Source organism: Bradyrhizobium manausense (assembly GCF_018129685.1).
Classification (GTDB): domain Bacteria; phylum Pseudomonadota; class Alphaproteobacteria; order Rhizobiales; family Xanthobacteraceae; genus Bradyrhizobium; species Bradyrhizobium manausense_D.
The window spans coordinates 111,749-137,284 of the sequence record NZ_JAFCLG010000004.1 but is presented as its reverse complement, the minus strand read 5'-3'; the positions used below and the strand labels follow the sequence as shown (position 1 = coordinate 137,284).

Genomic DNA, 25,536 nt, shown 5'->3' with positions numbered 1-25,536 from the left:
GCTTGTCGACAACATCGGAAACGCTGCTTGACAACGTCTTTGCCCCCCAAGCCCTTTGTCGAAGTCCTTTCCGGCCGCCGCCAGCCGGTTCCCCCGCTCTGGATGATGCGACAGGCCGGCCGCTATCTGCCCGAATACCGCGACGTTCGCGCCAAGGCCGGCGGCTTTCTCGATCTCTGTTTCACGCCCGAACTTGCCGCCGAAGTGACGCTGCAGCCGATCCGTCGCTTCAACTTCGATGCGGCGATCATCTTCTCGGATATCCTCGTTGTCCCCTATGCGTTGGGCCGCGACGTCCGGTTCGAAGCCGGCGAAGGACCGCGGCTCGATCCCCTGGACACACCGGACAGGGTCGGCACACTGGCCTCGACCGGCGATTTCACCAAGCTCGAGCCGGTGTTCGAAGCGCTGCGCCGCGTGCGCCGCGAGCTCGATCCCAGGATCGCGCTGATCGGATTTTGCGGGGCACCGTGGACGGTTGCGACCTACATGGTCGCGGGCCACGGCACGCCGGATCAGGCACCGGCGCGGATGATGGCCTACCGCCATCCCGACGCGTTTGCGCAGATCATCGACACGATCGTCGGGAACTCGATTCACTACCTGCTCGGGCAACTCGCCGCCGGCGCCGACGTGCTGCAGATCTTCGACACGTGGGCCGGTGTGCTCCCGCCGCGCGAATTTCAGCGCTGGTCGGTCGAACCGACCAGGCGCATCGTCCAGGGTATCCGCAAACAGGTTCCCGACGCGAAGATCATCGGCTTTCCACGCGGGGCCGGCGCATTGCTGCCGGGATATGTCGAGGCAACCGGCGTCGATGCGGTCAGCATCGACTGGACGGCAGAGCCGTCGCTGATCCGTGAAAGGGTTCAGAACCGCGTTGCGGTGCAGGGCAATCTGGATCCGCTGGCTCTGATTGCAGGCGGGGACGCACTGGATCGATCGATCGATGACGTGCTGGCGAATTTCGCGGGGGGCCGGCTGATCTTCAACCTCGGCCACGGCATCCAGCCCGAAACCCCGATCGCGCATGTCGAGCACATGGTGAGGCGGGTTCGGGCCTTCAATGGATCGCTTTAGCCGGCGCTGGCGAGCACCGCTTTCGACAAGGTCGCTGCGTCGGCATGCGGCAAGGGCAGATAGCGTGCGCCCATTTCGTTGGCGATGGATTCCCCTGAAATCCCCGGGCGCGGCGAAGTATCAACCAGGACGACCCTGATACCGGCGCCGCGCAACTGCCGCGCCGCGCTCATCGCGTCGTCCTCGGCACGCGGACGCCCCTGCCCGCCATCGCGTGCAATGTTGGCGCGGCCATCGGTCAGAACGATTACCGTCGGCGTCTGTCCCTTCCGGCGGACCGAGTCGGACAGCATGAACGCCGCATCGAGCCCTGCAGCCAAAGGCGTACCGCCACCACCCGGCAATCCCGCAAGGCTGCGTTTGGCACGCGCCAGCGAACGGGTCGGCGGCAGCAGCATTTCGGCGCCACTGCCGCGAAACGCAATCAATGCCACCTGATCGCGCCTGATGTAGCAATCGGCCAGTAACAATTCGACCGCCCCCTTGGCTTCCGCGAGCCGGTGCAACGCCGCTGAGCCGGATGCATCGACGACGAAAATCGTGACAGTTTCCGTGCGCTGCTTGAAACGCGAGATGCGGAAGTCATCCTTGCGTATCAGAATGCGGGGCCGGGATTGCTCGGCCGATCCGGCCACTTCGCGGCGCCGCAAAGGTTGCCATGGCGCCGCCGCGCGCAGGGTTTCGATGACGTTGAGTCTGGCGCCGGCACGCAACGCGCCGCGCAACACGCCGGCCGGACGCCCACGCTTGCCGGATTTCTGCAACGCACCGGCCTTGCCGGAGGAACGACTGCGCGATCGTCCCGCGGATCCCGCACGAAGCGCCATCAGCACATCCGGCGGGATTGCGGCCTGCACCGCGGCGAGAATGACTTCGTCGAGCGCCCGATCGACGTCGGCGGTTTGATCGTCGCCACCGGACTCGTCCGCTTCGTCTTCCGTCGGCGGGGGTGGCTGCTCCGGTTGGGCCTCTTGATCCGCTGGCGGAAACACCAGCGCGCGGGGCGCCAGCACTAGCCGTGCAGCCAACGCCAAGTCTTCCTGTTCGATTCTGGAATGACCTGCAAGCGCAGCACTGGCGCGGGCGATCCGCAGCGCCAGCAATGGCGCACGCAACGAGCTGATTCCAAGCGCGGCGGCCGCGGTACATAGAGCCACGATCCGGGCCACGTCGGCCTTGAGCGATGGCAGCGTCGCGCGGGCCGCTGCAATCTCCCCGGCATCCAGCGCGAATTCCTCGGCGTCACGGACGCCGATTGCGTTGAGATCGAGGTGAAGTGCCAGACGATCGCGCAGCGACGCCGGCGCAAATTCATCCTCAAGGCCCTCATCGATGGCGATGACGCCGAAACGCGCAGGCATCCGAAGCGACAGGCCGTCGCGCTCGACAATCGTTTCCCCGGCGTCCATCGCGGCCGTGACATGAACCGTCGTTGCGGCCGGCAGCCGCTCCGCCATCGCTAGCATGATCACGCCGCCATCGGCTTCCGCCAGCAGGCCGCGCTCGGCAACGGGACGGCCGGCCAGCAACGTCGCATTGAGGTCCAGCCCACCGAGCAGCCGGCCTTCGGCGATATTCAGTGGCATCTGCTTCATATTGACCGATGGCGGCAGTGCCGCACGAAGCAAGGCGAGCCAGCGATCCCGCACCGGGCCCGCGCGGGATCTCAACACCACGCCGCCTGTCCCCGACGGGTCCACGGCGAATAACTGCAACGCCGTCACCGCATCGGACCAGGCGGCAGCGCCGGTCATCCCAGCACCTCCGATATCGCACGGTCGACACGTACCGAGGAGCCCGCATCATCGAGGGGATTGCGCCGCAAGCGATGACGCAAGGCCGAAGGCGCAATCCGGCGCAGATGATCGTCGGTCACGGTCTTTGCGGAGTCGAGCGCCGCAAGCGCACGGGCCGCGCGCATCAATGTCAGCTCGCCACGCAAGCCGTCGGTGCCGAGCGCCATGCAGAGCTTTGCGGCGCGTTCGAGCGTTACATCAGGCACCGAGACCGATGATAGTTTCTCCCGCGCCCCGATGATCTTCTTGCGAAGCTTGGCCTCGTCCTTGACCCAATTGGCGACGAAGGCTTCGCTATCGCTTTCAAAGGCGTCACGACGCCGCACCACCTCGATCCGGTCCGCGAGATTGTCGGGGGTCTTCACCTCCACCGACATGCCGAAGCGATCCAGCAATTGCGGGCGCAACTCGCCTTCCTCAGGGTTTCCTGTGCCGACCAGCACGAACCGCGCCGGATGGCGTATGCTCAGGCCTTCGCGCTCGACGACATTTTCGCCGGACGCAGCGACATCGAGCAGGAGGTCGACGAGGTGATCCTCCAGCAGATTGGCTTCGTCGATGTAGAGAAACCCGCGATGCGCGCGGGCCAGCAATCCCGGCTCGAACGCCTTCTCTCCGCGCGCCAGTGCTCGTTCCAGATCGAGTGCCCCGACGACGCGATCCTCGGTTGCTCCAAGCGGCAGATCGACCACCGGCACCGGGATCTGTACGGACTTCAGCCCGCCCTTGGCTGTGCGAGCGCGGCAGTCTTCGCAAAGCTCGGCCGGCCGGTCAGGATCGCAATTGTAGCGGCAGCCGACAACGACCTTCATCTTCGGCAGCAACGCCGCAAGCGCGCGGACCGCCGTGGACTTGCCGGAGCCGCGATCGCCAAAGGCCAGCACGCCGCCGACCTTGGGATCGACCGCCGCGATCAGCAGCGCGAGCTTCATCTCGTCCTGGCCGACAATTGCGGAGAATGGAAACGCTGTTGCCATGCTAACCTTTCATCGCCCTGGCCGCGTACGCGCAATGATATCGGCCGCACCCTTGTGAAGCAGTTCCAATCCGACCGCGCGACCGAGTTCGCGAGGGCGGTTGGCGGGCCCGGAACGGGTCACCTCGATAAACCGACCTTCACTCGCCTCGTCCAGCACCGAAGCGGTGAGCGTCATCTGCGAACCATCGATCGTCGAATATCCCGCAATGGGCGAATTACAATGGCCGTTGAGGACCCACAACACTTCGCGCTCCGCGTCGCAACTCAGATGCGCCGCGGAATCGTCGATCAGGGCGAGACATTTCCGCGTCTGCCAATCGTTGGCCGCGCACTCGACCGCGACGATACCCTGCCCCACCGCGGGCAACATTTCCATGGGCGACAGCTCGCAAGCAATGCGATGGCCGAGACCGATCCGTTCGAGTCCCGACCGGGCCATGATCAGCGCATCCGCCGGCCCCACCTCGCCACCGCCGGGCAGGCGTTGCATCTCCCGATTGTCGAGCTTGCGAACTCTGGTATCGGCAGCGCCGCGAAAGTGAATCACCTCGATGTCCGGAAACAGCCGCCGGGCATAGGCGGCGCGCCGCACAGCGTTGGTACCGATCCGGTAACCCTTGCCGCGCGAGCGCTTGACGTCCTCGAGCGAGACGCCGGGCCGCAACACCAGCGCATCCGTTGGCGGATCGCGTGGCAGCGTCGCACCGATCACGAGCCCGGGCGTATCCTCATTGCCGGGCACGTCCTTGAGCGAATGCATCGCGGCATGAAGCCGGCCTGACATGACCGCGGCGCGGATTTCGACAACGAACGCGCCACCCTTGCCGCCATGGACCAGGAGCTTGCTGGTTTGATCGCTATCGCCGGTGGTCTCGAACCTGACGATCTCGACGGCTAATTCCGGCGCGGCCCTGGACAGGCGCTGTGCAATATCCTCGGTCTGGGCCAACGCCATGACGCTCTTGCGCGTGCCGATCCGCATCGAGACTGCCACCACCACGCTCCAATCCACAACCGCGCGACGCTTAGCGGTGCGGGCAGAGATTAAAGCCAGCCGTTGCCGGAATGCAAACCAGGGCCCGCGTGCGGTGCACGCGCCAATATCAAGACGCAGAACCACAGCATACATACGAGCCAATCATCCGGCGTTTCACCGCGCGCCAGATTTTTTTGCCGAAGCCCACCGGCCCTCTTCCGGCTTCTGTCCGGCACGACGGAGTGTTACTCGTATCGCGGCGGCCATCGAATGCAACAAGCCAACCGGAGATCGCGATGAGCGCGGATGTCCTGATAGGTGACGGCGAGGCGGTGCGGCTGACACCCCATCCACTGCGCGCGGCCGTGCTGGGCGAGGTCCACGCCCGCCCGTTTACGCCGATTGCGGTGCCATCGCGCGTCGTGCATTTTGCCTTCGATACGTCGGGGCCACGCGCACAGGCCGACCGCACCAACCTGATCGCATTTTGCACATCACGCGGGCTGCAGCCGCCGTCGCCTGCCGAAAAACATCATCGCGCCCCGTTCGGCACCACCGTGCTGCGATGGGAACAGCACTCCGAATTCACGACCTACACATGGGAAATGCCGGCCGATCCCGTGGCGGCACCGTTCCATCCGGATGCGGCCTTGCTGGCGCTGCCGATGCGGCTGGTGCCGCAGCCCGGCCCTTTGCTGGTGGCAGTCGATCTGCATCTTCTGGCGGAGGATCCGCAACGAACCGCGCCGGAACGCCTGTTCGAGAAGGCCAGTCTGGCCGTCGCCGAGAACTCCGACGGCGCCGCGCTCTATGCGACCGACTTCCAGCCTGGACCTTCGGGTTTCGTCCGTATCCTCGTTGCCAACCGCACGATGTCGCCGGAACGTGTCGGAGCACTGGTTCAGCGGGTGATCGAGCTCGAAACCTATCGCACGCTGGCCCTGCTCGGCCTGCCCGAAGCGCAACGGCTGTCGCCGTCGATCGCAGCCGCCGAGCGCCGCCTCGTCGAAGTCACTGACCAGATGCGCACCGCCGGTGACCTCGCCGCCAACCACAAGCTGCTCGACGAGCTGACTGCCCTCGCGGCCGAAGTTGAGGCAGGGGCGGCCGCCAGCGTCTTTCGGTTCGGCGCCAGCCGCGCCTATGAGGAAATCGTCGAGCAACGCTTGCAGACCATCGGCGAACGCAAGGTCGGCGGCCTCCCGACGTGGTCGTCGTTTCTGGCACGCCGGATGAAGCCGGCGCTGCGCACATGCGTCACGACCGAGGCGCGGCAATCGAGCCTATCGCTGAAGCTCGCACGCGCCGCAAACTTGCTGCGCACCCGCGTCGACGTCGAGCTGGAGCAGCAGAACCAGGAGCTTCTGAAGTCGATGAACGCGCGGACGCGGCTGCAGCTGCGGCTGCAAGCCACGGTCGAAGGCCTGTCGGTGGCGGCGATCACCTATTACGTGGTGAGCCTGTTCGGATACATCGCAAAGGCTGTGCATGACAGCGGCACGCTTCATCTCGAGCCCAGCGTTGCGACGGCCGCCTTCGTTCCGGTCGCGGGCCTTGCGATCTGGTGGACGGTGCACAGCATTCGCAGGAAGCACATCGCCGGCGAGGATCGATGAGGTTCCTCGTCGGATTTCTCGCCACCATGGCAATCCTGATCGGGCTGTTTGAATTGCATGAAGGCAGCCGGGACCTGAACATCACGCGCACCTTCGTCGGCGAAACGCCGGTCACGATCTTCAGACCGCAATCCGCCGCGCCTACGCCGGTGATCGTGATCGCCCACGGTTTTGCCGGTTCGCAGCAGCTGATGCAGCCGTTCGCCGAAACGCTTGCGCGCAACGGCTACATCGCCGTGACCTTTGATTTCCTTGGCCATGGCCGTAACCCGCTCCCGATGCATGGCAATATCAACGAGGGCCTGACCATCACTGCCGCCTTGCTGAGGGAATTGACCGACGTCGCGGCGTCGGCACGCGCACTGCCCGGCAGTGACGGCCGACTCGCGATGCTCGGACACTCGATGGCGTCCGACATCGTGGTACGGTTCGCTCAAACCCACCCGGATGTCGAAGCGACCGTCGCGGTCTCGGTGTTTTCGCCCGTCGTGACACGGGCCAGTCCGCGCAATCTGCTGGTCATCGTCGGCGCATTGGAGCCTGCGATGCTCAGGAACGAGGGCCTGCGCATCGTCAATCTCGCCGCCGGCGGCACAGCAATCCCCGGCGAGACTTACGGCCACTTTCCTGACGGCTCCGCCCGCAAGCTGGTGCTGGCGCGCGGCGTCGAACATATCGGCGTACTCTACAGCCATGACAGCATGGTCGAAGCCGTGCGCTGGATGAATGCCGCGTTCGGCGACCGGCCACAGGACGAGGTCGACAGCCGCGGGCGCTGGCTGGCGCTGGTGTTCGCGGGAATCGTCGCACTGGCCTGGCCGTTGTCGGCATGGTTGCCGGAGGTGAGCACGAGTCGGGCCGGCGCAAGCCTGGGCTGGAAGGCGCTGATGACGGCAGCGCTGCTGCCGGCGATCCTGACCCCGCTATTGCTATGGAAGATGCCGACTGACTTTCTGCCGATCCTGCTCGGTGATTATCTGATGCTGCATTTTCTGCTCTATGGCGCTCTCTCTGCAGCGACCCTTTTCTACTTGCGCAAGGGGCAACCGCCGCCCGTCGCGAAGGTCGCCTGGGCACGCGCTGCGATCGCGGCGGCCGCAGTTTTCGCCTACAATATCCTGGCCTTCGGTCTTCCCATCGACGCCTATGTGTTTTCGTTTCTGCCGATACCGGCGCGGCTGCCGCTGATCGCCGCAATCGCCTGCGGGACGCTGCCCTACTTCATTGCCGACGAGTGGCTGACACGCGGCAGCGAGTCCCGGAGGGGCGCTTACGGGCTCACCAAATTCTGCTTCCTGCTTTCGCTCGCGATGGCCGTGGCGCTCAACCCGATGAAGCTGTTCTTTCTCGTCATCATCGTGCCGGCGATCGTGCTGCTGTTCACGGCCTTCGGACTGATCAGCCGGTGGAGCTACGCGGCGACCCGGCATCCGCTGCCGGGGGCGATCGCCAACGGTGCGGTGTTCGCCTGGGCCATCGCGGTGACCTTTCCGATGATCGTGCGATGAGTACTGCCCGCACGATCTCATGCTGGAGTTGACAGAACATGTGGAGACCCAAGCGTATCGAACCCTCGGCCGGACAGGAGTCCGTCTGGGATTATCCTCGTCCGCCGCGGCTGGAAAAAACCAGCGCGCGGCTGCGCGTCATTTTCAACGGACACACCATTGCCGATACGATTTCGGGCTATCGCGTGCTCGAGACCAGTCACCCGCCGGTCTACTACATTCCGCCCGACGCTATCGCGCGGAACTATCTGCTGGATGCGCCGGGCGGCTCGTGGTGCGAATTCAAGGGGCACGCAAAATACTGGTCGCTCGATGTCCTCGGCCGGAAGTCCGAGCGTGCGGCCTGGAGCTACCCCGCACCGACGCCCCAATTCGCCGATATCGCTGGATATCTGGCTTTCTATGCGTCCCGCGTCGATGAATGCTGGGTGGACGACGACCGCGTACAGCCTCAGGAAGGCGATTTCTACGGGGGCTGGATCACCTCGCGCATCGTCGGACCGTTCAAGGGCGGCGCAGGGACTCGCGGATGGTAGACCGGAGTCTCCTGCTGGCTATCCCTACTTCGGTTGTCTCGTCGAACCGTTCGCGGGCCCAGTCCCGGTATCAGATGAGGTCGGCGCGGCACGGGTGTCGGGCGCGGGATTGCCCGGCTGGTAGAGTTTCGGCTGGTCGGGCGTGCCGACCGGCTGTGCCATGCCAGTGGTTGCGCCGCCGACCGGTGTGGGTGCTCGAGCGGTTTCAATGCGGGATTTGCCGTTGTAGCCGACCGTGAGCAAGCCCATCACGGCCAGCGCAAGAACTGTGAGCCCGATCAGTTCGGGACCCGCCCCGCTCGGCGCGACGCCGCGGCTGCTCCCGTTTCCTTCGAGCGCGTTCGCCGCGATTTCGCGGTTGGTGCGGGATCGCAGGAAGTAAATGAATCCGCCGGCAATGATGAACGTCGTTGCCGCGAGGGTGAAGAACATCAGCCAGCTGATCGGATTGTCGCCTTGCACGGGAAGCCTCCATTGTAAGATTGGGATGACAATGGGAGCAATCGAACTTCGTTCCTAAGGGAAGCGACCACACGCCTCTCAATGAGGTAAATAATTGAATCTACAATAATTCTTGAAATCCTGCGCGCCGTTTTAGTGCATTGTCATGTCTGTATGTAAACTCTGATTGACAGTTATGCTGGCATCGAAGAGCTTAGCCTGACGGAAATTGCGCGGCAGTCCCGGGGAATGACATGGCGCCAATGATGAGCGGCCTCCGCACTGAACGGTCCGATCCGACCGAACTTGAGCAGCTGCTGCTGCGCATGGTGGGAGGCGATGAGCCGGCCTTCGAAAAACTGCACGCGGTCACGCGGCGCAAGTTGTTGTCCACCGTGCTGCTGGTCGTCAGGCGCCGGCATCTCGCAGAGGAGATCGTGCAGGAGGCTTATGTTCGCATCTGGCTGAACGCGGCCGCGTATCGTCCGGCGCTGGGCTCGCCCATGATGTGGATGATCACCATCGCCAAGAATCTTGCCATCGATGCCGTGCGCAGGCCTTCGCGAGAAATCTATCGCGACCAGTCGGCCCTGCTGGAATTTCCCGCCGACGCACCGACGGCGCTGGAAAGCATGGAGAGCAGGGAAAACGAAAGCAACACGATCAGGCTTCAGCAGAGCATGTTGTCCGCCCTGCAAACGCTCGACCCGACAAGGCGTCATCTGGTGATCGCGGCCTATTTCTACGGTGAAAGCCGGCACCGGCTGGCCGAGCAATATGGCGTGCCCGTCAACACCATCAAAACCTGGCTCCGGCGCGCGCTGCTGCAGGTGCGGGCGCAGATCGGGGCTATGCCGCCTGGCGACCCTGATGTCGGCGCGCTCGCGTCCGTCCTGGGCCGCTAGCGCACAATCGGGAAAACAGTGCAGCGGCTTTCCGCGGAGATCGTGCTCTGAACGAAACCTGAGGCGCGATGGCGCGACGAGAGCAGTGTCCGCGAGCTTACGTCACTTTGCAACTGTGTCTCGAATTGCAGCGGGGAATGGCATCGTGCCGGAAATTGGAATCCCTTTCATCCTCATTGTGAAGACGAGGCGTTGCTCCAAGGCTTTGTCGCAGACTCGCTGCACGACGGCGGCTTCGAAACGTGCGTCGCATCGTCCGGAGAAGAGGCGGTGACTTTGTTGAAAGCCCACAAGAGCCACATCGCGCGCTAGTGACCGACATCGACCTGAAGGGAAAGATGGACGGCTGGGAGGTCGCGCAGCACGCTAGGGAGATCCATCCGGAATTTCCCGTTGTCTATATCAGTGGGGCTGCGGCGGCGGACTGGACCCCCTGTTCTTGCAACATTCACAACCAGATGCCGACGGTGCTTTACAGCCCGTCGCGGCTCCAATTCTCATCCAAAAAGAAAACTGATTGGCATCAGCCTTATATATGGTGGGCGCACCAGGGCTCGAACCTGGGACCCGCTGATTAAGAGTCAGCTGCTCTACCAACTGAGCTATGCGCCCGAAAGGCGGTCAATGCCTTGCGAGGCCGGTCGTTTAGCAAAGCGATCCGGGTCTGGCAAGCGATGTGACGCATGTTTTCCAAGGTTCTTCCGCAGCCCCGAAAACGCGAAAAGCCGCCGGATTCCAGCGGCTTCGCGCAAGGTCAATGCAAAGGTTGAGGCCCGGGAAATCCCGGTGCGCTCAGAGGCGCCCTTCCCTGTCAGGGCCGCCGTCGCGGTCACCGCCGCGGAAGTGGTCCATGCCACGTTCCATCATGCGGTCCATGCCGCGCTCCATGAAGTGGCGAGGCGGGCCGTCCTCGCCGCCGCCAAACGGGCCGCGGTGGCGGGTCAGCATGGCTAGGCGACGCTTCTGGCCGTCATCGAGGGTCTTGTAGAGAGGATCGGCCGCATCGGCGATCTTCTTCAGGGCCGCGGAGGACGCGCCCATATCGTCGGCCCGCTGGCGCAGGCGGGCGACCGGATCATCCGGCCTGTCGCCATCGCCGGGACCGGCGTTCATCCGCGCATTGGCGCGATCGAGCCGCAGCTTGGCGAAGTCGCGCACCGCAGCCTCGACCGGCGGCCACAGCTTCTCCTGCTCGGCGTTCAGTTTCAGCCCGGCATGGACGGCGGCGATCCGCGCGTCGACCAGGGCGGCGCGGTCTTCGGGATTCATGCGGATGTGGTGGAAGTGCTCCATCCACGGGCGATGAAACTGGGCATAGACCGCACCCGAGCCGGCGATGCTGAGCACGGCAATGGCGGCGATGGTGAACTTCCTCATGGATACCTCCTCTGGAAGGGTACCCTGAAGATGAGGGGCGCAACGCCAAGGCGCAACTTACAACTTGGACAGAGTGAGCATTCTTTCGCAAATGTAATGCACTTGAATGTCTGTTCAGCGGTACTGACATCTTCCGCAACAAAAAGGGCCTCCGTGCAGACTGCACGCAGGCCCATTCTTCATCATCAGTACAAGCCGGTTTGCGTTGCACCCAATTCGTGGTGCCGGCCTAGTTCGTGGTGCTCCTGGATTCTTTCAGGAACTCGTCGATCAGCGGCTGGCCGACGCGGCTTGCCGCGTCCTTGTAGACCGGCTCCATCGCCTTGCGCATGGCCTCGTCCTGCGCGGGCGTCAGCTTGATGATCTCGCTCTTGCCGCTCTTCCTGATCTCGGCCATCGCGTCGTCGTTTTCCTTCTGCGACTGCGCGTTGTTGTAGTCGGTCGCTTCCTTCATCGCCTTCGACAGCTGGTCGCGGATGTCGGCGGGCAGATCGTCCCAGAACTTCTTGTTCACGATCACGACATAGCCGATGTAACCGTGATTGGTCTCGGTGATGTACTTCTGCACCTCGTGCATCTTCTGGGTATAGATGTTCGACCAGGTGTTCTCCTGCCCGTCGACCACGCCGGTCTGCAGCGCCTGGTAGACTTCGGAGAACGCCATCACCTGCGGCAGCGAGCCGAGCGCCTTGAACTGCGCCTGCAGCACCCGCGAGGACTGGATGCGGAACTTGACGCCCTGGTAATCCGCCGGCGTGATCAGCTTCTTGTTGGCGCTCATTTCCTTGAAGCCGTTGTCCCAATAGGCAAGGCCGGTGATGCCCTTCGGCTCGAGCAGCTTGAGCAAGCGCGCGCCGAGCGGACCTTCCGTCACCTTCCGCAGCGTCTTCAGATCAGGAAGGATGTAGGGCAGATCGAACACTTCGAATTCGCGGATGCCGAGCGGGCCGAACTTCGAGTTGGACGGCGCCAGCATTTGCACGCTGCCGAGTTGCAGCGCTTCGAGCTCTTCCTTGTCCTTGTAGAGCGTCGAGTTCGGATAGACCTCGACCTTGACCTTGCCGCCGGTGTACGTCTCGGCCAGTTCCCTAAACTTCTCGGACGCCTTGCCCTTCGGCGTATCGGTCGCGACGACGTGGCTGAACTTGATGATGATCGGGTCGGCGGCAGCTGGGCCGGCAAGGCCCAAAGCCAGTGCCGCGACGGACGCCGCGATCGCGAAGCTGCGCATAGTGTCTCCCTGTTGTTATTTGAGCCGCCCGATGCGCGGACAGCCGGTTGTAGGCCGGCTGCATCAATAGCGGCTGGAAGAGACAGTCGCTATTGGCTGTTAGCAGGGCAGGTATTCATCATGCACTCCGTCATTCCGGGCGACGCAAAGCGTCGAACCCGGAATCTCGAGATTCCGGGTCCGCCTCTTCGAGGCGCCCCGGAATGACGAACGACGTTCGTCAGCTTGCCGCAGCCGTCGTCACGTTGTCGCGCTGACGCTTCATGACGATCTTGTTGAGCGCGCCGAGATAGGCTTTTGCGGACGCGACCAGCGTATCCGGATCCGCCGCGCGCGCCGTCATCGAACGTCCCTCCTGCGACAGGCGCACCGAGACTTCGGCCTGCGCGTCGGTGCCTTCGGTCACGGCGTGGACCTGATACAGCTCGAGCTTGGCTTCGTGCGGCACCAGGCGCTTGATGCAGTTGAACACCGCGTCGACTGGACCGTTGCCTTCCGCCTCCTCGATCTTGATCTGCCCGTCGACGTCGAGCTTCATGGTCGCGCGCTGCGGACCATGGGTGCCGGCGATCACGGTCAGCGAGGTCAGCTTGATGCGGTCGTGCGAGGCCGCCATCTCCTCGTCGACCAACGCCTCGATGTCCTCGTCGTAGATGTCCTTCTTGCGGTCGGCGAGCGCCTTCATCCGCGTGAACGCATCTTCCAGCTGGTTCGGGCCGAGCTTGTAGCCCATCTCCTCGAGCTTGTGCACGAAGGCATGACGGCCGGAGTGCTTGCCCAGCACCAGCGAGGACTGTTTCAGGCCGACCATTTCCGGCCGCATGATCTCGTAGGTGGAGGCGTCCTTCAGCACGCCGTCCTGGTGAATGCCGCTCTCATGCGCGAACGCGTTGCGGCCGACGATGGCCTTGTTGTACTGCACCGGGAACGAGGTCGCGGCCGACACCACCTTCGAGGCGCGGGTCAGCTGCGTGGTGTCGATCTTGTTCCAGTAGGGGAATTTGTCGTTACGCACGTTGATCGCCATCACGATCTCTTCGAGCGCGGCGTTGCCGGCGCGCTCGCCGATGCCGTTGATGGTGCACTCGACCTGGCGCGCGCCGCCGATGATGCCGGCCAGCGAGTTCGCCACGGCCATGCCGAGGTCGTTATGGCAGTGCACGGAGAACACCGCCTTGTCCGAGTTCGGCACGCGCTCGATCAGCGTCTTCATGAAGTGGGTGTATTCCTCCGGCACCGTGTAGCCGACCGTATCGGGAATGTTCACCGTGGTCGCACCGGCCTTGATGACGGCCTCCACGATGCGGCACAGATACTCCATCTCGCTGCGGGTGCCGTCCTCGGCCGACCATTCGACGTCGTCGATCTGGTTGCGGGCGCGCGCGACCATGGCGACCGAGGTCTCGAGCACTTCCTCCGGCGTCTTGTTCAGCTTCACCCGCATGTGCAGCGGCGAGGTCGCGATCACGGTGTGGACGCGGCCGCGTTTGGCAAATTTCACCGCTTCGGCGCAGCGGTCGATGTCGGCGGGATGGGCTCGCGACAGGCCGGCGATGACGGCATTCTTGGAGCGGCGGGCGATCTCGCTCACGGCTTCGAAGTCACCCTGCGAGGTGATCGGGAAGCCGGCTTCGATGACATCGACGCCCATATCGTCCAGCAGCTCGGCGACCTCGAGCTTCTCCTCGAAGGTCATGGTGGCGCCGGGGCACTGCTCGCCGTCGCGCAAGGTGGTGTCGAAAATGATGACGCGGTCCTTGTCGGACTTGTTCGCGGGGGCCATTGCTATTTTCCTTTTGAGCTTTCGCGCCGTCAGTCTGCTGGGCGCCTGGAGGTGTCCGGTGATCTCGACCAACCCCTGAGTGCCCAGGCGCGTTCGCCCAGCCGGCCCTCAGGGGCAGCTAAGAAGCAGCTCGCCGATCAGAAGGATGGACAGCGACGCGGCCGGGCTCGTGGCGGCGGCCAGAGCCACCTCCCCCGAAATCCCATCGATTTGGCCGCGAATCAGCATTGCCAGACCCTTTTGAGCCCCAAATTCTCGGTCAAAACCGTTGACGGTTGGTTGCCGGAGGCTCAGCACGTCCGTTTCTAGACGAGAAATGGCAGCAACTGCAACGTCAAAAGATGGTCAGATGGGCTGACCTGGTTGTAGCGAAGGGAGTCCAGCCTCGCGTCGTTGCTGGTGGGTTCATCCCGCGCGACGGGCGCGGGCCCTGGTTTCCCAACGGTTCAGCATCTGGCCGAGTTCGCTCGTCGCCGGGGCCGGAGGCGCGATCCTGTTGAGGGCCGTCACCTCGTTCGTGTTGGCGGGCGCATTGGCGTTGAGCCAGTCAGGCTGTTGCACGTAGCCGCGCCAAAGGCGGGCCTCCGCATGCCGCCTGCGGGAGATGTGGTCGCGCACGAAATAGCCGGCCGCAAACGCGATCCCCAGCAGCACGATCAATATGACGACGCCCACACTCAACTCCGAACTCGTCCCGACGCGATTTCTGCGCGGCAATGAGGGCGAGGTCAAGGCTGAGCGGTGCATCATTCCCAGGCGAACGAACGGACATTCACGTTGATGAAACCGAGATGCGCGCGCTCGCGATGCGTGTTTGAGACGGACCTGCGACGAAATGGCGGCATCATTTCGGCATCGCGCAGAGGATGCGAACCTGCCTCTCGCAACTCGTCGCAGACCGGACTAACCTCCACGGCAGCTCGGCCGGATCAACTGGCCAGCTGAACATGACCCGGGAGGACGCGAATGACACGCCAACAACAGCGTGAGCAGGATGCTGCGCTTTCACGACGAACATTGGTTCAGGGCCTTGCACTTGGTGCCGCGGCCACGATGGCCGGAACGGGCACGGCGCTCGCCCAGAACGGCCCTGCCGCCCCGCCGACAACGATCACCACCCCGCCGCGCGACTTCAGTCCGCGCGGCGCGCCAACGACCTATTTTTGGGACCCCGATATCATCGCCGTCGATCCTTCCTTCAACGATCTCGCCCAGCCCAACACCTCGATCAAGCGGCTCTACACCGGCGTGCTCTGGGCCGAAGGTCCGGCGTGGAGCGCGCAAGGCCGCTACCTGTTGTGGAGCGACATTCCCAACAACAGGCAGATGCGTTGGAGCGAGGACGACGGCCACGTCAGCGTGTTCCGTACGCCATCGAATTACAGCAACGGCAATTCGTTCGACTTCCAGGGCCGCCAGCTCTCCTGCGAGCATCTGACCCGGCGGGTGACGCGCTACGAGAACGACGGCAGCGCCACGATCCTCTGCGACAACTACAACGGCAAGAAGTTGAACTCGCCGAACGACGTCGTCGCCCATCCCGATGGCAGCTACTGGTTCACCGATCCGCCCTATGGCGGCCAGCTCTACGAAGGCGAGCCGGATTCGGGCGGCAAGCTCAATCCGAGGATCGGGCAGCCGGCAGGCTTCGCGCCGGGCAAGCGCGAGCTGCCGACCAATTGCTATCGCATCGATCCCTCTGGCCGCGTCGATCTCGTCGTCAGCGAAGACCAGGTGCCCGATCCGAACGGCCTGTGCTTCTCGCCGGACTACAAGAAGCTCTACGTCATCTCGACCGGCAAGGGACCGGGCGACACCGGCCCCGGCGGCAAGGGCGAGATCTTCGTCTTCGACGTCGGCAGCGACAACAAATTGTCCAACCTGAAGCTGTTCTCGGACTGCGTGATCGACGGCGTGAAGTGCGGACCGGACGGCGTTCGCTGCGACGTCAACGGCAATGTCTGGGCCTCCAGCAATGCCGGTCGCGCGGTCGGCTATAGCGGCGTGACGGTGTGGTCGCCGGACGGCAAGCTGCTCGGCCGCATTCGCCTGCCGGAAGTCTGCGGCAACATCACGTTCGGCGGACCGAAGCGCAATCGCCTGTTCATGGCAGCAAGCCAGTCGCTCTACGCCGTGTACACGGCGACGCAAGGCGCGGGAGTGGGCTGAACAGGCGCAACTGGAATCTCAATACGGCGCCGGTGTACCCTGCCGGCGCCGCATTACTTTTAGGACCCCATCATACGCCAACATCGGAGTAAGAGAGGTGACTTCCGGACAAGGCGCGTGATAATTGAGCCATGGCAGACAAAATTCGCGTCGTTGTTCTCTATGGCGGCAGGTCCGGTGAGCATGAGGTTTCGCTGAAATCAGCCGCCTCCGTGCTCCGCCATCTCGATCGCTCGCGCTTCGAGGTGATCCCGGTTTCGATCGACAAGGAAGGCCGTTGGCAATGGAACGACCTCGCCGCGATCGACCCGGCGCGGGCCTCGTTGCCGATCCTGCCCGATGCGCCAGAGATGCGGCTCGTCCGAGGCGCCGACGGACGCGGCGTTCTGATGCCGGTGTCCGGCAGCGCGAACGACCCGATCGCAATCGACGTCGTTTTTCCGGTCATGCACGGCCCGCTGTGCGAGGACGGCGCCGTACAGGGCGTTTTCGAGCTGGCCGACGTTGCCTATGTCGGATCGGGCGTGCTCGCCTCCGCCGTCAGCATGGACAAGGATGTCGCCAAGCGGCTTGCTGAACTCGCTCGCGTGCCGGTCGCGCCCTATCGCGTGCTCACCCGCAAGGCCTACGTCGCCGATCGTGCGGCATCTCTCGCCAAGGCGGTCGAGGGCCTGACGCTCCCCCTATTCGTCAAGCCGTGCAACATGGGCTCCAGCGTCGGCATTCACAAGGTCAAGAGCTGGGATGCGCTCGGCCCCGCGCTCGACGATGCGTTTCGCTACGATCTCAAGGTGCTGGTCGAGCAGGGCATCGACGCGCGCGAGATCGAAGTCGCCGTGCTCGAGGGAGAGGATTTGTTTGCGAGCGTCGCCAGCGAGCTCAATCCCAATGCCCATCACGAATTCTATTCCTACGAGGCCAAATATCTCGACCCCGATGGCGCTCGCGTCGATCTGCCGGCGAGGCTCGATGCCACGCAGATGGCGCGCGTGCGCGCGCTCGCGGTGCAGGTGTTCGCCGCGCTCGAATGCAGCGACCTCGCGCGCGTCGATTTCTTCCTCGACCGGCAGACCGGCGAATTCTGCTTCAACGAGATCAATACCCTTCCCGGGTTCACCTCGATCAGCATGTATCCGAAGATGATGGAAGCCTCGGGCGTGCCATACGGCGAGCTGCTGACGCGCCTCGTGCATCTGGCGCTGGACCGCTACCAGCAACGTCACGCGCTGGAACGCGGCTATTCCAGCTAGGTTGCCGCCGAAACGACAGGCTCGCGTCAGGAAAATATGCCATCGCGTTGTGATCTGCGGCGGCGGCGTGATCGGGGCCTGCACCGCCCGCTTCCTGCGCCGCCATGGCGTCGATGTCATCGTCGTGGAGCGAACAGACGTGGCGGCCGCGGCCTCCGGCAAGGCCGGCGGCTTTCTGGCTCGCTGCTGGTGCGCGGGCCCACCGCTCGATGCCCTGGCGCGGCGTAGCTTTGCGCGTCACGCGCAGCTGCCGGAACAGATCGCGGGCGACTGGGGCTGTCGTCCAATGACCGCCTATGCGGCTTCGTTGCCTCCGATGGCGAGCCCCTGCAACCGGTGAAGCGCTCGCGGCATTGATCGTCGAAGGCGCAGCGCGCAGTGTCGTCGACCTCACGCGATTCGATCCTGCCCGCCTCAGGGCACTCGATGGGCCGCGGCGGCGACCGGCATAACGCGTTTGTGCGCCTTCGATATACCCGCATGCCCACCGGCGAAATCTGCATGGCTGCTTGCGGAATATCGGTCTGCTCGGCCCGGTATTTACGCAGCTAGACTTTAGTCCCCATCGTACAATCCTGAATACAGTTTCACTTGCCGAGGATTCTCTCGCCGTTATAGTCGCGCACCAATAGCTCAAAGAAGCTTGGTTCAAGGGAGAGAACAATATGAATAAAGCACTCTCATTGCGAAGTGCATTCGGCGCGGCAGCGACAGGCGCATTGTTGGCGGCGTCAAGTCCGGCCTTTGCAGCCGATCCGATCAAGATCGGCGTGATCGCGGAAGCGCAGGCGATTGCCGGCGCATCGATCCCGCAAGCGGCGCAGCTCGCCGCCGACGAGATCAACGCTGCCGGCGGCGTCGACAGCCGCAAGATCGAGATCATCGGTTACGACAACCACTCCTCCTCGGCGGACTCGGTACGCGCCTTCCAGCGCGCGGTGAACGAGGACAAGGTCAATGTCGTCATTGCCAGCTACATCAGCGAAGTGGTGCTGGCGCTGGAGCCCTGGGCTTCGCGGCTGAAGACGCCCTTCGTGACACCGGGAGCGGCTTCCAACGAAATCAGCAAGAGCGTCCACGCTGACTACGAGAAGAACAAGTACACCTTCCACGGCTACCTGACCTCGGCCGCGCTGGCCCTCTCGGTCTGCGACGGTGCGAAGGACCTTCTCGTCGACAAGATGCACATGAAGACGGCCGTCATCATGAGCGAGGACGCCGCCTGGACCAAGCCGCTCGACGTCGGTTACGAGGAGTGCCTGCCCAAGATCGGGCTGAAGGTGCTCGACCACATCCGCTTCTCGCCTGACACCACGGACTTCACCCCGATCTTCAACAAGATCGAGGGCGCCAAGCCCGACGTGATCATCACCGGCATCTCTCATGTCGGCGTGCAGCCGACCGTGCAGTGGAAGAACCAGCAGGTGCCGATCCCGATGTTCGGCATCTCCTCGCAAGCGACCAACGAGACCTTCGGCAAGGACACCAACCAGGCGGCCGAAGGCGTGCTCTACCAGGGCGTCTCCGGTCCCGGCGTCGCGGTGACGCCGAAGTCAGTGCCGTTCGCGGAAAACTTCAAGAAGAAGTTCGGCAATTACCCGTCCTATGCCGGCTACACCGCTTATGACGAGGTCTATTACATCGCCGACGCGGTGAAGCGCGCCGGCTCGACCGACGCCGACAAGCTGGTCGATGCGCTGGAGAAGACCGATTGGGAGGGCACGATCGGCCGCGTCCAGTTCTACGGCAAGGACGATCCGTTCACGCACTCGATCAAGTACGGCAAGGGCCTGATCACCGGCCTGATGCTGCAATGGCAGGACGGCAAGCAGAGCGCCGTCTGGCCCAAGGACGTCGCCAAGGTCGAGCTCAAGTTCCCGAGCTTCATCAAGCTCAGCAACTAGGCCCGCCAGACCTGCTCCCGGGACACCTTCCCGGGAGCTCCATTTGCGGCCCCCGCAGCACGTTCCTCCAGCAGATCGTCTGACCAATCATCAATGCGCGCGTTCCAGATTCTGATTGATGGCTTTGCCATCAGCGCCCTCTATGCCCTCGGTGCCACCGGCTTCACGCTGATCTTCGGCGTCTCCGGCGTGCTCAACCTCTCCCACGGTGCCATCATGGTGGCGGCAGCGGTGGCGGCCTGGGCCGCCGCCAGCATCCTCGGTGTCGGCACCTATGCCGGCGCGCTCATCGGCGTTGGCGTGGCCCTCCTCATGGCGTTCGCCACTTACTTTGCCGTGGTGAAGCCCATCCAGGACTCCCGGCGCATCCCGAACGAGGAGAAGGAGATCTTCGTCCTCACGGGTACGCTGCTGTGGGGCATCATGATCCAGGAGCTGATCGCCTATTTCTTCACCAACAATGCCAAGACCGTGCTGCCGATCGTCGAAGGCGTGGTCGAGATCCTCGGTGTCCGTACACCGCAGAACGAGATCTTCACCGCGATCGTCTGCTGCCTCGTCATCGCGCTGCTGTGGCTCTTGGTGAACCGCACCCGCACCGGCAAGGCGGTTCTGGCAGCATCGATGAACCCGCGTGGCGTCACGTTGCTTGGGCTCGAGCTCACCAACATCTACGTCGTGGTCTGGGCCATTTACGGCATTCTGGCGGGCATCGCGGGCGTGCTGCTCGGCATGTTCCTTGGCGTCAGCTCCTACAGCGTCGGCCCGCTCACTGCGAGCGCGTTCTCGATCGTGGTGCTGGGCGGCCTTGGCAGCGTCTCCGGCTCACTGATCGCGGCCTTCGTGGTCGGCTATCTCGAGACGTTGACCGCTTATCTCGTCTCGCCAGCCTACCGCACCATCCCGGCGCTCCTGCTGCTGGTCTTCGTCATGTACATCCGGCCCCAGGGCCTTCTGGGGAGGCGCTGAGATGGCTGGTTTCTTTACCTCGCGCCTGTTCTTCGTCTCGCTGGCGCTCGTGATCGTCGCGGCGACGCTGCCGCTCTATGTCTCCGGCTATGTGCTCGGGCTCCTCACCGTCGCCTTCTATTTCGGCGTGTTCGCGATGGCCTGGGACCTCTTGTTCGGCTTTGCCGGTGAAGTGAATTTCGGCCCGACCTTCCTGATCGGCGTCGGCGCCTACACCGCCGGCATCCTCAACGCGCAGTTCGGCTGGTCGGTCTATCTCTGCATCGTGCTCGGTGCGCTTGCCTCCGTCATCGCCGGCCTCGTTCTGGCGCTGCCCGCGTTGCGCGTGCGCGGGCCCTATTTCGGGCTGACCACGCTGGTCGCGGTCCTGATGCTGCAAAACTTCATCGTCGTGTTCGCCGACCTGACCGGCGGCGAGATCGGCCTCACCATCCCCGATGTCATCACCATCAACGCCGGCGCCAATTACTGGATCGCGCTCGGCTTCATGACGATCTCGGCGGCGATCCTCTACGGCCTGTCGCAATCGCCTGTCGGCCTCGTGCTGCAGGCGAGCGGCCAGGATCCGGTTCAGGCCGGCGCGCTCGGCTTCAACATCGTCAAGCACAAGCTCGCCGCCTTCATCGTCAGCGCGTTTTTCTCGGGCCTGTCGGGCGCACTGCTGGTGTTCTACTTCGGCACCGCCTCGGTCGGCACCGTCGTCGACGTCGCGGTTGGCGTCAACGTCATCGTCTCGGCCGTGCTCGGCGGAAGGCGCACGGTGCTTGGCGCAGCGTTAGGGGCGATCTTCCTGATCGTCGCGGGCGAATTCCTGCGGCCGACCGGCGAGCTTGCGACCTTCATCGTCTCGGCGGTGGCGCTGCTCGTCGTTCTGTTCTTCCCCGGCGGCTTCTTAGGGGCGGCCCTCTCGCGCGAGGCTCGCTCGTAATGGATCAGAGGCTTTCAAACCGGCCCGTGCTCGAAGTCCGCGGCCTGACCAAGCGCTTTGGCGGATTGACCGCGGTGAAGAACCTCGGCTTCGAGGTCAACAGCGGCGAGATCTTTGGCCTGATCGGCCCGAACGGCTCGGGCAAATCCACCGCGATGAAGACCGTGATGGGCATCGAGCGCCCGACCGCAGGCGACGTGATCTTCGAAGGCGAGAATGTCGCCGGGCTTCCCGCTCACAAGATCGCGCGCAAGGGCTTCGGCATGGTGTTCCAGCACTCGCGGCCGCTCAACCGGCAGACGGTGCTCGAGAACATCATGGTGGCGCTGCTGCCGGACAGCCTGTTCATGCTGTTTCCGGACAAGGCGCTGCTCGAGCGCGCCAAATGGATCGCCGACCGCGTCGGCCTCGGCAACGTGATGAACCGCCGTCCGCCGACGCTGCCGTTTGCCGATCTGCGCCGGCTCGAGCTCGCCAAGGCCATTGCACGCGACCCCAAGGTGGTGCTGGTTGACGAGCCCTTTGCGGGCCTGACGCGGGCCGAGGTCGACGTTTTCTCCGACCTGATCCGCAGCTTCCGCGATGAGGGGCGCGCGGTGATGCTGGTCGACCACAACGTCAAGAGCGTCGCCGCGCTGGTCGACCGCGTGCTCGCGATGTATCTCGGCGAGGAAATCGTCACCGGCAAGGCCGACGACGTCATGAAGAACGAGACCGTGCGGCGGGTCTATCTCGGCGGCGCCATCGAGACCCATGCGCGGCCCGAGACCGGCTTCAAGGACAAGGTGCCGCTGCTCCAGGTCGAGAATGTCAGCGTGCATTACGGCAAGGCGCAGGCGCTGGAGAACGTCTCGATCCACGTTCACGAGGGCGAGTTCGTCTCCATCGTCGGCCTCAACGGCGCCGGCAAGACCACCCTGTTCAACACCATCTCGGGCTTCCTGCCCTACACCGGCGAGATCATCCGTGGCGGCGAGAAGCTGCGCGGCACGAGCCCTGCGAAAATTGCCCGCAGCGGTCTCGTGCAGTGCCCGGAATCGCGCGAGCTGTTCGGCGAGATGAGCGTGCGCGAAAACCTCGATCTCGGCGGGCAGCATTTGGACGACGACAAGCGCGCGGCGCAGCTCGCCTGGCTGTTCGAGCTGTTCCCGATCCTGAAAGAGCGGCAAGGACAGATGGCGCAGACGCTCTCCGGCGGCGAGCAGCAGATGCTGGCGATCGGCCGCGCCCTGATGATGCAGCCCCAGATCCTGATCCTGGACGAGCCGACGCTGGGGCTCGCGCCCGTCATCCTCGAACTGCTGTCAAAGGCGCTGGAAAAGCTGCGGCAGACCACCTCGATCACGGTATTGCTCGGCGAGCAGAACGTGACTTTCGCGCTGCCGCATGCGGACCGCGTCTACGTGCTGGAGCACGCACGGATCGTCTGGGAGGGCGATCCCGGCCGCTTCGCCAGCGAGGCCGGCGCCGATTTTCTTTGAGTTCGCGTACCAACAAGAAACAACGAAAGGGAGACGACCATGCGATCATCAAGGGTTATGGCGAGCAGCCTCCTCACCTCCGCGCTGGCGCTGTGCCTCGCCGCGCCCGCCTGCGCGCAGTCGAACGATCCGATCAAGATCGGCGTCATCGCCGAGGTGCAGTCGATCGCAGGCGCGGCGACGCCTGGCGGCGCGCAGATCGCGGCCGACGAGATCAACGCCAAGGGCGGCATCCTCGGCCGCAAGATCGAGATCGTCACCTATGACAACAAGAGCTCGTCCGCCGACTCCGTGCGCGCCTTCCAGCGCGCGGTGAGCGAGGACAAGGTCTCGGCCGTGATCGCGAGTTACATCTCCGAGGTCGTGTTGGCGCTCGAGCCCTGGGCGGCGCGGCTGAAGATGCCGATGATCACGCCCGGCGCCGCCTCGAACGAAATCACCAAGGCGATTCACAACGACTACGAGAAGAACAAATACAGCTTCCACGGTTACCTGACCTCGGCAGCGCAAGCCCAGATCGTCTGCGACGCCGCCAAGGATCTGCTGGTCGACAAGATGCATATGAAGACGGTCGCGATCATGAGCGAGGACGCCGCCTGGACCAAGCCGCTCGATATCGGCTACGAGGCCTGCTTGCCCAAGGCCGGGCTGACGGTCGTCGAGCACGTCCGCTTCTCGCCCGACACCACCGACTTCACGCCGATCTTCAATAACATCGAAGCCAAGAAGCCCGACGTGATCGTCACCGGCATCTCCCATGTCGGCGTGCAGCCGACGGTGCAGTGGAAGAACCAGCAGGTGCCGATCCCGATGTTCGGCATCAGCGCGCAGGCGCTGAGCCCGACCTTCTGGAAGGACACCAACGGCGCCGCCGACGGCGTGCCGTCGTTCGCGGTGTCGACGGCCGACGTCGCCGTGACCTCCAAGACCAAGCCGTTTGCGGCCGCCTTCGCCGCCAAGTATGGCATGCCGCCGGCCTATACCGGCTACACCGCCTATGACGAGGTCTACATCATCACCGACGCGATCAAGCGCGCCGGCTCGACCGATCCCGACAAGATGGTCGCCGAGATGGAGAAGACCAATTTCGAGGGCACGATCGGCCGGATCCAGTTCTACGGCAAGGACGACGAGTTCACCCACGGCATCAAATACGGCCCCGGCGCGGTCACCGGCCTCGTCTTCCAGTGGCAGGACGGCAAGCAAATCACGGTCTGGCCGGAGAAGATCGCCGAAGGCAAGCTGAAGTTTCCGAACTTCGTGAAGCTGTCGCAGTAAAACGCGCAAGAACACAGCGATAAAGGCGTGATGCCCGGGCCTAACCCGGGCATTCTCGCAAATTACGCGACTTCGCGCGCCTCGATGCGCGACACGCTCAATCGCTTGGTGATGTGGTCCGCAACGAACTCCGCATCTCGCCCGACGCCGACAAACCGGCCCGAACCCCAGGTGTAGAGCCAAGGCAGGCCGATCACATAGGCACCGTCGACCGACGTGACGCCGCGCTTGTGGGTCGGATAACCGGTGCCGTCGAACATCGGCAGGTCGACCCAGGACCAGTCGGAGCGAAAGCCTGTTGTCCAGATGATGGAAGTGACGCCGCTCGCCGCGAGATCGAGTTCCGTGGGCACGGCAGTGGGGGACCACACCGGCTCGTAGTGGGGCGTCTCGGGCGCCGCGATTCCATTCTTCGCGATGTGCTCGTCGATCATGCGGCAAATGCCGTTGTAGACCCGATCGGCACTGTCGAGATTGGCCTGGAGATCATCGCCAAACTGCAAGTGCATCCCGCGTCCGTCCTTGAGGCGACCGTAGAGCTTCATGCCCTCCAGCGCGAATTTGCGCAGGTCGATGTCGCGGCCGCCGTCCCGGCCCGTCAGGTAGTGATTGGCGTTCTTGCGCACGCCCTCCTTCAGCGAGTGCTTGTCGACAGGCAGGTCGTACTGGCCGAGATCGTCGAGCCAGTCGACCGCGTCCCGGCCGCGATAGAAGCGCGGGCATCGCGGCGCGCTACCGACGGCAAGATGCACCTTGCGGCCGGAGAGGTGCAGATCCTCCGCGATCTGGCAGCCCGATTGCCCGCTTCCCACCACCAGGATTTCGCCCGGCGGCAGTTGATCCGGGTTGCGGTAGGCGGACGAATGGATCTGCATGATCGACGCATCGAGCCGATCGGCAAACGGCAGCACCTTGGGAACGTGGTATCCGCTGACGGCCAGAACGACGCTGTCAGCGGCGACCTCGCCCAGCGTCGTCTCGAGCATGAACCCGCGACCGGACTGCCTGAGGCGCGTCACGGCGACGCCTTCGCGGACCGGCGCGTTGATGTGCCTGGCAAATTGCTCGATGTAGGAGACGATCTCGTCGCGCAGCATGAAGCCATGCGGATCGCTGCCGGCGTAGGGAAAGCCGGGAAGCTGGCATTGCCAGTTCGGCGTCACCAGACAGAACGCATCCCAACGCTGCGTCTTCCAGGAATGCGCGATCGTGTTCTTTTCCAGTACGACATGCCCGATGCCACGCGCGTTGAGCTGCGCGCTCATCGCAAGACCGGCCTGGCCGCCGCCGATCACGACGACCGGATAGTGAGAGTGAAGGTCGGACATG

Annotated in this window: 22 protein-coding genes and 1 tRNA gene; 13 read left to right on the top strand and 10 right to left on the bottom strand. The window is 63.9% G+C overall.

The annotated features are described in order from the left end of the window. Window positions 1–39 precede the first annotated feature (39 nt). Window positions 40–1,080, top strand: coding sequence for a uroporphyrinogen decarboxylase (hemE, locus tag JQ621_RS13225; protein WP_212235395.1), 1,041 nt, complete (start codon window positions 40–42; stop codon window positions 1,078–1,080). On the opposite strand, the gene JQ621_RS13220 is transcribed toward hemE, so the two are convergent. Genes JQ621_RS13220 through hemC form a run of 3 tightly spaced genes read right to left on the bottom strand, consistent with a single transcriptional unit; the run spans window position 1,077 to window position 4,837 of the window. Next, window positions 1,077–2,834 (bottom strand): magnesium chelatase subunit D, encoded by a 1,758-nt coding sequence (locus tag JQ621_RS13220; protein WP_212235150.1) that lies wholly within the window; start codon window positions 2,832–2,834, stop codon window positions 1,077–1,079. The two genes, hemE and JQ621_RS13220, sit on opposite strands and share 4 nt — an antisense overlap. Continuing rightward, window positions 2,831–3,853, bottom strand: coding sequence for a magnesium chelatase ATPase subunit I (gene bchI, locus JQ621_RS13215; RefSeq protein ID WP_212235149.1), 1,023 nt, complete (start codon window positions 3,851–3,853; stop codon window positions 2,831–2,833). Before bchI ends, JQ621_RS13220 begins: the two co-directional genes overlap by 4 nt. A gap of 9 nt (window positions 3,854–3,862) precedes the next feature. After that, window positions 3,863–4,837 carry a hydroxymethylbilane synthase gene (gene hemC, locus JQ621_RS13210; protein WP_249125281.1) on the bottom strand — a complete coding sequence of 325 codons (975 nt, stop codon included), beginning with the start codon at window positions 4,835–4,837 and terminating at the stop codon, window positions 3,863–3,865. Between the two features lie 290 nt (window positions 4,838–5,127). Between hemC and JQ621_RS13205 the strand changes: the two genes are divergently transcribed. The 3 genes from JQ621_RS13205 to JQ621_RS13195 are packed head-to-tail and all read left to right on the top strand — an operon-like array spanning window position 5,128 to window position 8,491. Continuing rightward, entirely contained in the window at window positions 5,128–6,447 is a 1,320-nt protein-coding gene (locus JQ621_RS13205) for a DUF3422 family protein (protein WP_212235148.1), read from the top strand. Further along, window positions 6,444–7,955: an alpha/beta hydrolase gene (locus JQ621_RS13200; protein WP_212235147.1), complete on the top strand. Its 1,512-nt coding sequence runs from the start codon at window positions 6,444–6,446 to the stop codon at window positions 7,953–7,955. Before JQ621_RS13205 ends, JQ621_RS13200 begins: the two co-directional genes overlap by 4 nt. Window positions 7,956–7,993: 38 nt before the next feature. Then, the gene (locus JQ621_RS13195; protein WP_212235146.1) at window positions 7,994–8,491 is read left to right on the top strand and encodes a DUF427 domain-containing protein; all 498 of its coding nucleotides are present in this window, start codon (window positions 7,994–7,996) and stop codon (window positions 8,489–8,491) included. Between the two features lie 24 nt (window positions 8,492–8,515). On the opposite strand, the gene JQ621_RS13190 is transcribed toward JQ621_RS13195, so the two are convergent. Then, window positions 8,516–8,953 (bottom strand): hypothetical protein, encoded by a 438-nt coding sequence (locus tag JQ621_RS13190; protein WP_212235145.1) that lies wholly within the window; start codon window positions 8,951–8,953, stop codon window positions 8,516–8,518. A gap of 233 nt (window positions 8,954–9,186) precedes the next feature. Here JQ621_RS13190 and JQ621_RS13185 point away from each other — a divergent pair, with 233 nt between their 5' ends. Continuing rightward, the gene (locus tag JQ621_RS13185; RefSeq protein WP_212235144.1) at window positions 9,187–9,837 is read left to right on the top strand and encodes an RNA polymerase sigma factor; all 651 of its coding nucleotides are present in this window, start codon (window positions 9,187–9,189) and stop codon (window positions 9,835–9,837) included. A 536-nt stretch (window positions 9,838–10,373) separates the two neighbouring features. Here the strand turns inward: JQ621_RS13185 and JQ621_RS13180 are convergent. From JQ621_RS13180 to JQ621_RS13160, 5 genes are all read right to left on the bottom strand, one after another. Then, window positions 10,374–10,449 (bottom strand) — tRNA-Lys (locus JQ621_RS13180). A 180-nt stretch (window positions 10,450–10,629) separates the two neighbouring features. Continuing rightward, a complete protein-coding gene (locus JQ621_RS13175) occupies window positions 10,630–11,214 on the bottom strand; it encodes a Spy/CpxP family protein refolding chaperone (RefSeq protein ID WP_212235143.1) in 585 nt (194 codons plus the stop codon). A gap of 229 nt (window positions 11,215–11,443) precedes the next feature. Beyond that, window positions 11,444–12,445 carry a TRAP transporter substrate-binding protein gene (locus JQ621_RS13170; RefSeq protein WP_212235142.1) on the bottom strand — a complete coding sequence of 334 codons (1,002 nt, stop codon included), beginning with the start codon at window positions 12,443–12,445 and terminating at the stop codon, window positions 11,444–11,446. A 220-nt stretch (window positions 12,446–12,665) separates the two neighbouring features. Beyond that, the gene (locus tag JQ621_RS13165; protein ID WP_212235141.1) at window positions 12,666–14,228 is read right to left on the bottom strand and encodes a 2-isopropylmalate synthase; all 1,563 of its coding nucleotides are present in this window, start codon (window positions 14,226–14,228) and stop codon (window positions 12,666–12,668) included. Between the two features lie 405 nt (window positions 14,229–14,633). Continuing rightward, the gene (locus JQ621_RS13160) at window positions 14,634–14,903 is read right to left on the bottom strand and encodes a hypothetical protein (RefSeq protein ID WP_212235140.1); all 270 of its coding nucleotides are present in this window, start codon (window positions 14,901–14,903) and stop codon (window positions 14,634–14,636) included. Window positions 14,904–15,194: 291 nt separating this feature from the next. On the opposite strand from JQ621_RS13160, the gene JQ621_RS13155 reads away from it, so the two are divergent. The 8 genes from JQ621_RS13155 to JQ621_RS13120 all read left to right on the top strand — a co-directional run bounded on the left by JQ621_RS13155 (window position 15,195) and on the right by JQ621_RS13120 (window position 24,207). Beyond that, window positions 15,195–16,397, top strand: coding sequence for an SMP-30/gluconolactonase/LRE family protein (locus JQ621_RS13155; RefSeq protein ID WP_212235139.1), 1,203 nt, complete (start codon window positions 15,195–15,197; stop codon window positions 16,395–16,397). Window positions 16,398–16,528: 131 nt separating this feature from the next. Further along, window positions 16,529–17,647 carry a D-alanine--D-alanine ligase family protein gene (locus tag JQ621_RS13150; protein WP_212235138.1) on the top strand — a complete coding sequence of 373 codons (1,119 nt, stop codon included), beginning with the start codon at window positions 16,529–16,531 and terminating at the stop codon, window positions 17,645–17,647. Between the two features lie 67 nt (window positions 17,648–17,714). Further along, window positions 17,715–17,987 carry an FAD-dependent oxidoreductase gene (locus JQ621_RS13145; RefSeq protein WP_312015415.1) on the top strand — a complete coding sequence of 91 codons (273 nt, stop codon included), beginning with the start codon at window positions 17,715–17,717 and terminating at the stop codon, window positions 17,985–17,987. 325 nt (window positions 17,988–18,312) lie between these two features. Beyond that, window positions 18,313–19,551, top strand: coding sequence for an ABC transporter substrate-binding protein (locus JQ621_RS13140; protein WP_212235137.1), 1,239 nt, complete (start codon window positions 18,313–18,315; stop codon window positions 19,549–19,551). A 93-nt stretch (window positions 19,552–19,644) separates the two neighbouring features. Then, the gene (locus JQ621_RS13135; protein ID WP_212235136.1) at window positions 19,645–20,520 is read left to right on the top strand and encodes a branched-chain amino acid ABC transporter permease; all 876 of its coding nucleotides are present in this window, start codon (window positions 19,645–19,647) and stop codon (window positions 20,518–20,520) included. Between the two features lies 1 nt (window position 20,521). Continuing rightward, window positions 20,522–21,448 carry a branched-chain amino acid ABC transporter permease gene (locus tag JQ621_RS13130; protein ID WP_027529629.1) on the top strand — a complete coding sequence of 309 codons (927 nt, stop codon included), beginning with the start codon at window positions 20,522–20,524 and terminating at the stop codon, window positions 21,446–21,448. Continuing rightward, window positions 21,448–22,929, top strand: a complete 1,482-nt coding sequence (locus JQ621_RS13125; RefSeq protein ID WP_212235135.1) for an ATP-binding cassette domain-containing protein — start codon at window positions 21,448–21,450, stop codon at window positions 22,927–22,929. Before JQ621_RS13130 ends, JQ621_RS13125 begins: the two co-directional genes overlap by 1 nt. Before the next feature lie 39 nt (window positions 22,930–22,968). Further along, entirely contained in the window at window positions 22,969–24,207 is a 1,239-nt protein-coding gene (locus JQ621_RS13120) for an ABC transporter substrate-binding protein (protein ID WP_212235134.1), read from the top strand. Window positions 24,208–24,269: 62 nt separating this feature from the next. Here the strand turns inward: JQ621_RS13120 and JQ621_RS13115 are convergent, their stop codons facing one another. Beyond that, window positions 24,270–25,535, bottom strand: coding sequence for an MSMEG_0569 family flavin-dependent oxidoreductase (locus JQ621_RS13115; RefSeq protein WP_212235133.1), 1,266 nt, complete (start codon window positions 25,533–25,535; stop codon window positions 24,270–24,272). Window position 25,536: the final 1 nt, after the last annotated feature.

Excerpts from the sequence above, each read along its gene's own strand:
- JQ621_RS13175 (WP_212235143.1), bottom strand. The coding sequence starts at position 11,214 with ATGAGGAAGTTCACCATCGCCGCCATTGCCGTGCTCAGCATCGCCGGC.
- JQ621_RS13125 (WP_212235135.1), top strand. The coding sequence starts at position 21,448 with ATGGATCAGAGGCTTTCAAACCGGCCCGTGCTCGAAGTCCGCGGCCTG.
- JQ621_RS13135 (WP_212235136.1), top strand. The coding sequence starts at position 19,645 with ATGCGCGCGTTCCAGATTCTGATTGATGGCTTTGCCATCAGCGCCCTC.
- JQ621_RS13170 (WP_212235142.1), bottom strand. The coding sequence starts at position 12,445 with ATGCGCAGCTTCGCGATCGCGGCGTCCGTCGCGGCACTGGCTTTGGGC.
- JQ621_RS13165 (WP_212235141.1), bottom strand. The coding sequence starts at position 14,228 with ATGGCCCCCGCGAACAAGTCCGACAAGGACCGCGTCATCATTTTCGAC.
- bchI (WP_212235149.1), bottom strand. The coding sequence starts at position 3,853 with ATGGCAACAGCGTTTCCATTCTCCGCAATTGTCGGCCAGGACGAGATG.
- JQ621_RS13200 (WP_212235147.1), top strand. The coding sequence starts at position 6,444 with ATGAGGTTCCTCGTCGGATTTCTCGCCACCATGGCAATCCTGATCGGG.
- JQ621_RS13185 (WP_212235144.1), top strand. The coding sequence starts at position 9,187 with ATGGCGCCAATGATGAGCGGCCTCCGCACTGAACGGTCCGATCCGACC.
- JQ621_RS13195 (WP_212235146.1), top strand. The coding sequence starts at position 7,994 with ATGTGGAGACCCAAGCGTATCGAACCCTCGGCCGGACAGGAGTCCGTC.
- JQ621_RS13115 (WP_212235133.1), bottom strand. The coding sequence starts at position 25,535 with ATGTCCGACCTTCACTCTCACTATCCGGTCGTCGTGATCGGCGGCGGC.
- JQ621_RS13150 (WP_212235138.1), top strand. The coding sequence starts at position 16,529 with ATGGCAGACAAAATTCGCGTCGTTGTTCTCTATGGCGGCAGGTCCGGT.
- JQ621_RS13140 (WP_212235137.1), top strand. The coding sequence starts at position 18,313 with ATGAATAAAGCACTCTCATTGCGAAGTGCATTCGGCGCGGCAGCGACA.
- JQ621_RS13220 (WP_212235150.1), bottom strand. The coding sequence starts at position 2,834 with ATGACCGGCGCTGCCGCCTGGTCCGATGCGGTGACGGCGTTGCAGTTA.
- JQ621_RS13155 (WP_212235139.1), top strand. The coding sequence starts at position 15,195 with ATGACACGCCAACAACAGCGTGAGCAGGATGCTGCGCTTTCACGACGA.
- JQ621_RS13205 (WP_212235148.1), top strand. The coding sequence starts at position 5,128 with ATGAGCGCGGATGTCCTGATAGGTGACGGCGAGGCGGTGCGGCTGACA.
- JQ621_RS13120 (WP_212235134.1), top strand. The coding sequence starts at position 22,969 with ATGCGATCATCAAGGGTTATGGCGAGCAGCCTCCTCACCTCCGCGCTG.
- hemC (WP_249125281.1), bottom strand. The coding sequence starts at position 4,837 with ATGCGGATCGGCACGCGCAAGAGCGTCATGGCGTTGGCCCAGACCGAG.
- JQ621_RS13130 (WP_027529629.1), top strand. The coding sequence starts at position 20,522 with ATGGCTGGTTTCTTTACCTCGCGCCTGTTCTTCGTCTCGCTGGCGCTC.